This window comes from Mesorhizobium sp. B2-8-3 (assembly GCF_006440815.1).
GTDB lineage: Bacteria > Pseudomonadota > Alphaproteobacteria > Rhizobiales > Rhizobiaceae > Mesorhizobium.
The window spans coordinates 98083-108992 of the sequence record NZ_VFTW01000020.1 but is presented as its reverse complement, the minus strand read 5'-3'; the positions used below and the strand labels follow the sequence as shown (position 1 = coordinate 108992).

General features: G+C 59.8%; 7 protein-coding genes, 1 tRNA gene and 1 pseudogene. 2 read left to right on the top strand and 7 right to left on the bottom strand.

Going from position 1 to position 10910, the window contains the following annotated elements:
- Positions 1-340: 340 nt before the first annotated feature.
- The 7 genes from FJ418_RS24190 to FJ418_RS24160 form a co-directional block, all read right to left on the bottom strand.
- Complete coding sequence (locus tag FJ418_RS24190) at positions 341-1519, bottom strand: acyl-CoA dehydrogenase family protein (protein WP_140708996.1); 1179 nt, start codon at positions 1517-1519, stop codon at positions 341-343.
- A 71-nt stretch (positions 1520-1590) separates the two neighbouring features.
- Positions 1591-3612 carry a non-ribosomal peptide synthetase gene (locus FJ418_RS24185; protein ID WP_140869919.1) on the bottom strand — a complete coding sequence of 674 codons (2022 nt, stop codon included), beginning with the start codon at positions 3610-3612 and terminating at the stop codon, positions 1591-1593.
- A 35-nt stretch (positions 3613-3647) separates the two neighbouring features.
- The gene (locus FJ418_RS24180) at positions 3648-4676 is read right to left on the bottom strand and encodes a thioesterase domain-containing protein (RefSeq protein WP_140869916.1); all 1029 of its coding nucleotides are present in this window, start codon (positions 4674-4676) and stop codon (positions 3648-3650) included.
- Between the two features lie 92 nt (positions 4677-4768).
- Positions 4769-5338 carry a 4'-phosphopantetheinyl transferase superfamily protein gene (locus FJ418_RS24175; protein ID WP_246683197.1) on the bottom strand — a complete coding sequence of 190 codons (570 nt, stop codon included), beginning with the start codon at positions 5336-5338 and terminating at the stop codon, positions 4769-4771.
- Positions 5339-5995: 657 nt separating this feature from the next.
- Positions 5996-6080, bottom strand: a tRNA-Asn gene (locus tag FJ418_RS24170).
- Positions 6081-6201: 121 nt separating this feature from the next.
- Positions 6202-7473: a GNAT family N-acetyltransferase gene (locus tag FJ418_RS24165; RefSeq protein WP_246683195.1), complete on the bottom strand. Its 1272-nt coding sequence runs from the start codon at positions 7471-7473 to the stop codon at positions 6202-6204.
- A 100-nt stretch (positions 7474-7573) separates the two neighbouring features.
- Positions 7574-9487 carry a polysaccharide biosynthesis/export family protein gene (locus tag FJ418_RS24160; protein ID WP_140869910.1) on the bottom strand — a complete coding sequence of 638 codons (1914 nt, stop codon included), beginning with the start codon at positions 9485-9487 and terminating at the stop codon, positions 7574-7576.
- A gap of 276 nt (positions 9488-9763) precedes the next feature.
- On the opposite strand from FJ418_RS24160, the pseudogene FJ418_RS32440 reads away from it, so the two are divergent.
- Positions 9764-9871 (top strand): annotated as a pseudogene (locus tag FJ418_RS32440) (SDR family NAD-dependent epimerase/dehydratase); the annotation flags it as partial.
- Positions 9872-10092: 221 nt separating this feature from the next.
- Positions 10093-10908 carry a response regulator transcription factor gene (locus tag FJ418_RS24155; protein ID WP_140869907.1) on the top strand — a complete coding sequence of 272 codons (816 nt, stop codon included), beginning with the start codon at positions 10093-10095 and terminating at the stop codon, positions 10906-10908.
- Positions 10909-10910 lie beyond the last annotated feature (2 nt).

Here is a 10910-nt window from a genome sequence, read left to right as displayed (position 1 = left end):
ATCGGCGGATCCTTTTGGCGAAGAATCCTCCAATCAAATCACTTCAAGCCGTCCTCACCCTTGCGTCGTGTACTGTGGAATCCGCTTCAGCGCGACACGCTTTAAGCGGCGAGCGGCGAGACGGGCCGGCGCAGCGGGCGCCGGATCGGCGCCCCAGACGTGACGTAGTCCGCTCCTGGCGGGGCCTGCATCGACAGGCGACCATGACCGCTCAGCGCCGCCTGGGAGCGGGTGGGAAAAAACAGCCGAAAGACCCCATCAGCCAACCTACCCGCCGTCGGAAGAGCCCTTAACGCAGCCCTCCTACAATCAACGCCAGGGAGCGATGTCCCCATTGGGCTCACGACAATGACGCGACCACCTCCAGCATCACCTCCGTCGCGCCGCCGGCGATGGATAGGACGCGTGCATCCCGCGCTATGCGCTCGATCGGACTCTCTCGCATAACGCCCATAGCGCCGTGGAACTGCACGCATGCATACAACACCTCGTTGACAAGTTCGCCGCAGATGGCCTTCAACATCGAGATTTCGCGCAGGCAGTCGTCGTCCGCCGCCATGCGCCAAGCGGTGGCATAGAGAAACTCACGGCTTGCCTCCACTTTCGCAGAGAGCATCGCAAGACGTTGACGGATCGCCTGCATGTCCCACAGGACGCCCCCGAATGCGCGGCGCGTTTTTACCCAGGAGAGGGTCATATCGATCGCGGCCTCGGCCATCCCTATCGCCATGCCTGCAAGAACAAGGCGCTCATTCTGGAAGTTGCGCATTATGGAGTAGAAGCCCTGTCCCTCCGCGCCGAGCACGTTCTCGGCGGGGATGCGGCAACCGTCGAAGACGAGCTCCGCCGTATCGGAGGAGCGCCAGCCGAGCTTGTCCAGCTCGCGGGCGACACTGAAGCCCGGCGTCCCCTTTTCGACGAGGAACATCGTGATCCCGTGGCTTCCTGCCGAGGGATCAGTCTTGGCTGCGACGCAGTAGAGATCCGCGTGAACGCCATTCGTGATGTAGAGCTTCGTACCGTCGAGCACATAGGAGTCGCCATCTCGCAGCGCACGCGTGCGGATGGCCTTCACGTCCGAGCCCGCATCCGGCTCCGTTATAGCGACCGCGGTGATCACCTCGCCGCTGATAATGCCCGGCATCCAGCGCGCCCGCTGGGCTTTGGTGCCGTCGTGAAAGACATACAAGGAAGCCATGTCGGCATGGACCAGCATTGCATCGGCGACGCCGCCATAGGTCGAGCGCCCGAGCTCCTCGGCGAAGACCGTTGATGCGACCGCGTCCATCTCGGCACCACCGTACTCGGCAGGGTAGCGGATGCCGAAGAAGCCGAGCTCGCCCATGCGGCGCAGGATCGGACGAGGAATGAATCCGTTCTCCTCCCAGAGATCCGCACACGGCTTGATTTCCTCATCCACGAACCGGCGCACTTGGTCGCGCAAGAGCTCATATTCCGCCGCCACCCAAGGCAGTCCGGGTTCTCGTGCCGATACCCAAGCTTTGTCCATCATCTTCATCCGCTCTGCATGCGTCCAATGCAAGGGCACCGCCAGGATTGGTGCCCAAGGTCGGGGGGCATTCCGGCAAGCTAGAGTTCGACCTCCTCTCTCGGTCCCTCCGAGAGTGGGGAGCCTTTGGAATTTGCCATCCAACGCATTCCGTCGATCACTTCCGCCAGTTCGGCGAGCGTCGGGCGCTCAAAGAGGTTGCGAAGCTGCACGTCGACGCCGAAGATCTTCCGCATGCGCGACACCGCCCGCATCACCAGGAGCGACTCCCCGCCCAGGCCGAAGAAGTTGTCGCGACGGCCGATTGCCTCGACCTTAAGGAGATCGCACCACAGCGCGGCCAGCGTCTTCTCGGTCTCCGTCAACGGGGCGGCGAATTCTTGCGCAGGCTGGAAGTTTTCCGCGATCGGCTCGGGAAGCGACGAGCGGTCGATCTTGCCGTTGGACGTGAGCGGCATCCGTTCGAGGCAGACATAGTGCGTCGGAATCATGGATCCTAAGAGTTCTTCGGCGAGGTGCGCGCGCAGGTCCGCGACGGTCAGGGGTTTCGACGAGACATAGTAAGCCACAAGTCGCGCGATACCGTCTTCGGCCGCTGGCGGTTCGACATCGCCCATTTGGACCATCGTTGGTGTCGCTGGCGTCGTCGTCGAGTTGGCGATGGCGATGACAGCGCATTCCTGAACGTGTGGATGCTTGAGAAGCCGCGCTTCTATCTCGCCCAACTCGACACGTGCGCCACCAATCTTCACCTGATGATCGGCGCGGCCGAGAAAGTCCAGGCGCCCTTCCGAGTTCCAGCGGGCGAGATCCCCCGTCTTGTACAGCCGCAGCTTCGAAAACCCATCTCGAGGATCGGGGACCGTAAGGAAACGCTCGTCGGTCAGGTCAAGGCGATTGAAATAGCCTCTCGCGAGACCGTCGCCGGCAATGAACATCTCACCGATGGTGCCGGAGGCGGTGGGCTGATGTGCTTTGTCGAGGACGTAGATGCCCGCATTGGCGGCCGGAACGCCGATCGGCACCGATGCGGATTGATCCCGGTCGATGTCGAAACGGTGAATCATGCAGCCAACCGTGGCTTCGGTTGGTCCGTACTCGTTGTAGATTTCGATGGGGTGGGGGATGGCGTTCGTGATATCGCGAGCCAATTCAGTTTTGAAATCCTCGCCGCCCACGATGAACTTGCGCAGCCTTGTGGTCTCGAGATTGCGGTCGCGGATCATCGCGAGATGCGCCGGCGTCAGCTTCATGATATCGACGGCATTGTCGTCGATGACCTTGAGCACGACCATGCTCTGGACTCCGGGATCACCGAGATAGACCACGATGCGGCCGCCGGTGACGAGTGGCGTAAAGAGTGTGGTAACGGTCAGGTCGAAGGCAAGGGATGAGAAAAGGGGCCATGCGTCACCTTCGCTGGAACCGTATACCCGAGCGGCCCACCAGATGTAGTTCACCAGGCTCCGGTGCTCGATCACGACGCCCTTGGGCGTGCCGGTCGAGCCGGAGGTGAAGATGATGTAGGCGGCGGTGTCCGGAGTGGCAGCGGATGGTCGGGCCGAGTCCGGCTGAGTCAAAATCGACCCGAAATCGGCGTCGAGCACGAAAATGTCTGCAAGGTTCGGGGACATGACGGATTGAAGGCGCGCCTGTGTGATCGCCACCGGCGCCCGCCCGTCGGTCCCGTTGGCAATGTCCTTCAGGATCGTTGCGAGACGCCCCTTGGGTGTTGCCGCATCCAACGGCACATAGGCCGCGCCGGACTTCAGGACGCCCAAGATCGCGACGACGACCTCAATGGAATGCTCCATGAACACAACGACAATCCGACCTGGCCCAGCGCCGGTCGAACTTAGATGCGTGGCCATCTGGTTGGAGCGTTCGTCGAGCTGCCGGTACGTCAGCATTGCGTCACCGAAACGGATCGCTTCGGCGTTGGGACTACGCCTCGCCTGGTCGCGGAAGAGATCGATGATCGTCCTGTCCGACGGGTAGGGCGCCGCCGTGGCGTTGTACTCGACAACCAGCGCCTGATGATCGGCATCTTTCGGGAGGGGAAGTGCTACGCCCTTCGCCACGATAGGTAGGACTTCATTCATGAGATACGCTCTCCATTGCAGAAATCAAAAATCAATCACGTCAATCGCTCAGCCCTTCGGGTTGCCTGGCGATAGAGCTCTGCGATGGCAGGTGCGTCCGGCTCCTCCAGCATACGGCTATCGTTGCAGTCCTCGGGCCCGAAATAAAACTCGGCTTGGGGCATCACTCGAAGCCATTGGCGCGGCGCCGCACCCGATCGCATCCAAGCCTTGTTCGGAAGGAATATGCATACTCGACCCGAATACGGGGTGGGGATGTACCGCCGCAAAGCCGTGATCGCCGTGGATTTGAGTCGAGCTCTGCTCGCCAGCACCGGATCTGCCGTGATAGGCTCTTTGCTTTTGCGAACGGGGGTCACGAGGGCGCCGACGCGCCCGCCAAGGTTCCCGAGACGCCTGCCGAAATACCGGAGACGAGCGCCGAATGTCGGCAGCTTTGCTATCTCTCGCAGAAATGAATCGGCGGTGCGACTGGCAAAGAAATATAGCTGACGCGGCAATTCCTTAAAGATGATGGGGTGTAGGGGGCCAAAGAGCGCCATGCACGGGACCTCCGCTCCGCGTTGACGCAGGATTTTTGCCAGCTCGAGAGCGGTTGCAGCGCCGGAGCAGTAACCGGCGATGATGTACGGACCGGTGGGCTGATATGCGACGATCTGGCGGGCGAAATACTCCGCGATATCTTCGACGCGTTCCATCGGGTCGCTCTGCCCATCGAAGCCAGACGGTTGGAGTGCGTAGAACGGCTGATCGCCACCCAGGTGCTTCGACAGGTCCGAGAATGAGAAGGGCGCCCCGATATGCCCGGGCACGGCATAAATGGGCGTGCGTGTTCCGCGAGACTGCAGGGGAATGATTGCTGGCTGTTGCCGGGCTGCAGCCGTGGCCATGTTCAGAAACGCGATGATTTCGCCCTTCCGGTTACGCAACTGGTCGGAAGACTCGGCAGTCAGTGCGCCAACTGGGGCGTTGCAGCGCAGCCGGTCGCCCTCTGCCCAGACCTTGATGTCCTTGACCGCGAGGTCTGCGAGAAGCTCCGGGATCTGCATCAAGTCCGCCGACATAGGGCCTCTCGAGTTGGTTGACCTCCTCGCTTATCCGCAGTGCATCGTAGGTGAATGATGGCATCGCCGACATTTCAATTCCGGACTACCACTCAATTCCGGACTGCCACGGTCCCGATGTACCCGGGTTTCGGTACGAACCTATGGACAGCCCAATCCCTTTCCTCCCAGGAAAGGGGCTGTCCTAAACCGCATCCCAAGGCCTTGGAGATAGCCTCCAGCCGGGTCCAGCGCCGGAGGAAGCCTTCCAGCCGGTCTTGCGGAGCAAGGGCGGTGTAGGACCCGTATTCGGAGGCGGAAAAGCAGAGCGCTGCGATCTCATCCGCTTCGGGCACCGGCAGAACTGCCTCGATGTCCACCCCGACCTCCTCCCTGGTCGAAAGGGCGACGACCGCGACATCTCCGGATCGTGAGACGCTGAAGCGCAAATCGCGAGCAGGCATGCGGTGCGAGAGGTGGGGTTTGCCCAGGCGTCCATATTCCAGTTCGATGTCGGACGGCGAGATTCCCAGTTTGGAGGCGAGGAGCCGGCGCAGCAGCCCACGGGTAGCTTCAAAGCGGCGGCGGTCCCGCTCCAGTCTCAACCCCTCGGCGCGCCGACGTTCCTCTTCGTTGAGGCAAACGCCTATCTCGCGGATGACGTTCTGCTCAGCATCGAGCATGAATGCCAGGACCTCCAAACCATCTTTGTCGAGAACCGGTATTATGATCCCGGGTCTCAGCCCGACTTTATCCAAAGAGTTTGAGGGGGGCGGTGCCGGCTCCACAACAGACTGACTGACGCCGAATCTGGGTCGAATTAATCGATGTCCCGGCCGAGCCGAGACAACGTGAAAATTCCAGCTCTCGCCAAATGCGCCATGGCGATCGTCCCCGCCCGCGCCGGAAAATTGGATAAAGTCGAGCACGGGGCAGCACTCAGAAGTCATACGTGGATCCCGATCGCTGGGAACGCTCGTTCATGCGGAATCCCGATGAAACAATCACGTAAGAGCGAAAGCAAGGAGCGGCTGGTGGATATTTTGATGTATGGATGTGCTATAAAGACCCAGATATGCTGCTGCTCGCGAGGGGTCTGTCGGAGGCGAAACGGCCGAACTTATCTTGACACCTATCTTGACGATGAACTCGCGCCCCATTGATCTCCTGCTTTGACGAGTAAGGCTGCTGGCCAAAGAGCAGTTTACTTGGATGCGGAATGCCCAGATCAAAGCAATCTCCGCTTCGCTTGCGATGCCACCGTCAGTTAAGGTCCAATTCGGATTACCTCTTCTGACTGATTGATCGGCCATGGTGGCTACGTGGCCACTTGGAATCTATGGCTCCAGCGGTAGGAGTCGAACCTACAAGCCTTCCGGCGTCGCATCAACAGTGCGGTGCGTCTACCAATTCCGCCACGCTGAAACATAGATTAGACAAATCCAACCTCTCCTTTGTCCTCGCCTGCCGAACCTGCCGATCGATGGTGCAAGAGCCTGCCTCAAAAACTTGATACAGAGTGGCAACTCCTATTTTGCTCGACACTTCAAGCCGCGGCCTGTCTCATGCGAGTGGCAATGGTCCCTAGCACCCGCTTGGCACCGCGCAGCTTTGCCTCGATGCGGCGCTCTGGACTGTCTCTGCCTATTGCGATCCACGTCAAAGGATGCTCGGCATTGGCCAGGTGTGACTTGTGCCCGGCGGTGCCTGCCAGAAAATCGTAGCCGCGCTCCCCGCGTCCGAAGCTGTCCTCAATGGCCAGCACATGGCTGACAAGCCCGGGCTTGAGCCGGCCGTCGCGCTCAAACAAAAAGCCGCTTTGATAGTTGAGAACACGGCCGTCATGCACGAAATTGTACAAGACTCCAATTGTCTGGTCCCCAGCCAGCGTCCGTGAGATGCGGACGGTCCCCGTGGGAACTCCGCGCGCAATGAGGTCCTCGTGAAACCGACGGAAGCTCGGATTGGCAAAAGATCCCTTGTGTCTCCACCGCGCCTGATGAAGCTCGGCGAGCAAATCAAACGCGGCGAGCGCCTCCGATGTCGCTTCCAGCGTCCGGAACTCAATGGGGCCGCGTTCCGCATATAACCGCATGGCACGGCTTACCGCTTGGCGAGTATTGCGGCCCAACGTGGCGCGGTAATTTCCGCCTTTCTGCCGGACTTTGGCGAAATCAATCCACCGTGCCGTATCTTCCGCTTTGACCTCGGTAAGGAACCCAGCCCTACGCGCGGTGCGGCAAGCGGCCAATTCGAAGTCCCGATCAATTCCGGAGAGCACCAGCTGGTCGGAGTAGCGCAAGTGATGTGCCAGAGCCTCGAGGCATGCCACCCTGGTGGCATCGGCCAAGGATCGCTCCGCAAGAATATTGTTGTACTCGATGAACAATCGATCGAAATGAACGTCTCCGGTTTCATTGAGCAGCCAACGCGCTCGTGCATGCAGCCCGAAACTCCACGCCCTCCGCCGGCAAATAATCGCCAGGCCGACGATCTTGCTTGACGTCCGAGCGACTAAAACGTGGGGTTGCGCCCCCGCCGGGAGATGCCGCAGCCAAGTTCCGATCCAAAGCCAGGACAGATAGAATGAGTGAGTTGCTCGCGCTTCGAGCTCCTTCCAATCGGTCTCAAGTTTCGCGATGTTCTGCAAGACCTCCACGCTAACGTCGATCACCGTATCCTGAGGCATGGCAGGCTTGTCTGAAGCAACACGATAGCGCTTCGCATCGACAACCGAGATGTCGCCAGATTCTGACATGCCCCCATCTTTCAAATACTTTGCCTTCGACGCCGTGCCATTGGCTAAATACTTCGCCAACGCCCCACGTTATGATTCCAGCGGGACGCGCCCTGGATTACTAGCGTTGCGGCCGCCGGAGGCGAATTGCCATGTCCAGGGCAAAATCCTTTGCCAGGCATCAATTCGGACTCATCACCTGATCCGCCAGCACGCGGCCAGGCCCTACGTCGTTGAGAGTGCTCGCGGCCGGCAAGCTGTCGCCGGTCGGCGACGAGGTTGGGACCGGCGAACCGGCTGGCTCTCCTGGCTGGCTTTCGCCCACGATGATGTTGACGAGGTCACCTGGCCGCAACAGGGTCATCCCGGCGGACTCGATGCTGACCGGCCCGGCTGTCGATTGCCGCACGATTTGATAGGTCACCCTGTTCGCGTTCGTCGCGAACTGGGCCGCAAACTGGGCGCGGGTCACCGGCAACGTGTACAGGATGCCTTCGCTTGCGTTCAAATCGCGTACATTGGCCGCGATCTGGCTCTCCGTCGTCTCAAGCTCGACCTCCAGATCGTTCCTGAGGTCGGCACGAGTTTGCAACACCTCAGCCTCCAGCGAAGCGACGCGCTGCTTGGCGCTCGCGTACTGGTTGCGGGCGTCCCGCCGACGCTGTTCCGCGTCGGACAACTCGCTCTGGGCCTGGTCCATCATCGTCACGTTGAGAACTTTGCGGTCCACGAGCGTGCGCATACTGTTGACGCGCTCCTGGCGCAGCTTGACGAGTTCGTCGAGCGATTCCATGTGTCCATACGCGACGACATCCTGCTTGGCCGCCTCCAGCGCAGTCAGGGTCGCGTGTTCGCGATACTTGCGGGCCATGGCGAGGGCACTACGACGGTCGCTCTGCTCATTGACGAGGTTGGCGGCTTCGACCGCGCCGGCCAATTCCAGCAACTGGGACGGGATCTTGGGCGCCGTACCGTCGCGCTCGGCCTCCAGGACCGCCCCGCGCGCGAGCAGTTTCACCATGGCATCGATCGCCCCGCTCCGCTTCTGGGTTTCACGCACGGCTTCGATCTTCTGCCACGGCTCGCTCTGGCCCTGGTTCAGTCCGCCGGCGAGCGCGATGGCATGTAGGATCGTCATGCCGGGCGCGTACTTGAACGAGCCTGGATTCTTGACCGGCCCCAGCACGTAAATGGGCGAGCGCTCCAGCGACACGATGTTGACCAGCCCCTTGCGGCCAAGCAGTTGTTCGAAGGTTTCCACCAGGTCGGCCTGTACTTGTTGCGCCGACCGGTTGGCGACCGCAATGGAGCCAAGCAAGGGCACGGAAATCGTGCCGTCCTCCTGGACAGTATATTCGCCGCTCAGTTCCGGACGCTGCAGGATGCCGCCCAGCGCCGAGGCCGAGGACGCGCCCGCCCACTTGTCTTCCTCGACGTCGACTCGCTCGTAGAACGCGACCTTGAGGCGATCGCCGACGCCGAACAGGCCTCCTGTTGGCACGTCTGGCGCCATGCCGAGCGTTTTGGAGCGCTCGGAATTGGTGGCGACGGCAGGGGCGGCGCTCCTTTCGATCAACGCTGCGGTAGACGCATCCGGTCCCGTGCTGAGAGTTTTGGAGCGCTCGGTACTGAGGACGGTAGGCGCGGCGCTCGGTTCGATCAGAGCGGCGGCCAACGGCACGATCGCGCGGGAGGGTTCGGCCGTGGCTTGGGCCGGTTGATCTTGCCAGCTGTCGATAGCAGCAGACACCTTCTGTGCCAGAATTCCGGAGACCTCCTCGACCTTCTGTGCCAAGGTTCCGGAGACCTCCTCGACCTTCAGCATCACGGGTCCGGAGACCTCCTCGACCTTCTGTGCCAAGGTTCCGGAGACCTCCCCGACCTTCAGCATCACGGGTCCGGAGACCTCCTCGACCTTCTGCATCACGGGGCCGGAGACATCCTCGATGGCCTTCCAGTTTCTGATCGCGCCTGCTCCCAGGGCGGCGACGCCAGAGAGCCCCATGACAAACAGGACGCCTTTCATGCCGCTCCGGGCCAAATGCGACGAGGAGGAAGTGACGGGTTCGGAGTTGTATTTTGTATCCATGGCCATGGCGTGTGTCTTTCGCTTTTTCAATGGTGGCCATCCCGTCCCGAACTGGTCGAGCCGAGCAAGGCTCTGCCTTATCGTGACCCTTCACCGCCAGCGGCACAACTATCCCTTTGTGGGCACTCCTTCGGGATAAACACCGCCTTGCACGAACTCGTTCAATGAGCAGATTACCGCGCCGCAGGAGAACCTCTTTGACGGGCAAACGAGACAAGGCGATCGAACGCAGCGAAGAACCGGAAATATTGGTCTATCGACGGAGCGTCTCGAACCGCCTGCGGCCCCAACATGCAATCGCAGGACGGCTGGGCCATCTCCAATTTCATCGTCCAAGCCTTGGAGAACGGGCCGATCACCACCCACGGCTCCTGGCCGCAAACCCGATCGAGAGTCTCGGGTTTGAGAATCCGGATAGATCTCGACGATGCTGCCCTAAGCCTAAAGAGGGTATTTTGGCGCCTAAAGAGGGTATCTTGGCATGGGGGTTTCGTGGCGTAAGGTAATATAGGCTGAAAAGAAACCATGGCGGTTGGCGCGTGGAGTGCCGGGTTCGTACATCAAACGGGCCATAAGAGAGGTCGAGCGCCACAGATCAGAGGAAGGCTGCGATGACAAGACAATCTTTTATAACAGTGCTTGTGGGAACGAGCGAGTTACTACGAGAGGGTCTTATTCGAATCCTCGATGCAGAAAAGTTTCGTATTCTTTCCTCTGCAGACTGTGTTCACGATCTTCTGCAGAAGCCACTTCCCCAGAACCGATCCATCTTGCTCATCATGGATGTCGGCGGTACTGATGCCAACGCTGGATTCGCACAAATTGCGGACTTTAAAGCAATTTACCCGTCCAGTCATGTCGTTGCGCTAGCCGATAACTGTCGATCGAACGATATAGTTTCAGCCTTTCGTGCGGGAGCTGACGCGTATTTGACAAAAGCCGCTGCTCGCGAAACCTTCATCAAAACCATCGAATTGGTTATGCTTGGGCAGACGGTGCTGCCTGCAGAAACGTCGATGTTTATTCAAGATATTTGGCCTAGCATGAAATATGATGCGGCACATGATTTGGCAAACGCGGCTGTTAAAACGGAGGATGAGGAGACAGAGCTGTCGGTTTTGTCAAATCGTGAAAAAAGTATTCTTCATTTTTTAATCGAAGGAGAGTCTAACAAAATCATCGCGCGCAAGATTAACATCGCCGAAGCTACGGTGAAGGTACATGTAAAGGCCATCCTTCGAAAGATACGGGTCCGCAACCGTACTCAGGCTGCAGTTTGGGCGATGAATCATGGCTTGCTCACTCCCCCCGTCGGCAATGGCCTGTCAGGGAATGAAAAGATCGCAATTCAACCCTCTCATGATCCGCAAGAGCTAATTGAAGCGCAAAAGGGGTACCGCTTTCTCGAGAGCACTCATCCGATGTGATC

What these genes read in the sequence shown, in the direction of transcription:
- FJ418_RS24190 (WP_140708996.1), bottom strand. Translation starts at nt 1,519, where the DNA reads ATGAAGATGATGGACAAAGCTTGGGTATCGGCACGAGAACCCGGACTG.
- FJ418_RS24185 (WP_140869919.1), bottom strand. Translation starts at nt 3,612, where the DNA reads ATGAATGAAGTCCTACCTATCGTGGCGAAGGGCGTAGCACTTCCCCTC.
- FJ418_RS24180 (WP_140869916.1), bottom strand. Translation starts at nt 4,676, where the DNA reads ATGTCGGCGGACTTGATGCAGATCCCGGAGCTTCTCGCAGACCTCGCG.
- FJ418_RS24175 (WP_246683197.1), bottom strand. Translation starts at nt 5,338, where the DNA reads ATGCTCGATGCTGAGCAGAACGTCATCCGCGAGATAGGCGTTTGCCTC.
- FJ418_RS24160 (WP_140869910.1), bottom strand. Translation starts at nt 9,487, where the DNA reads ATGGCCATGGATACAAAATACAACTCCGAACCCGTCACTTCCTCCTCG.
- FJ418_RS24155 (WP_140869907.1), top strand. Translation starts at nt 10,093, where the DNA reads ATGACAAGACAATCTTTTATAACAGTGCTTGTGGGAACGAGCGAGTTA.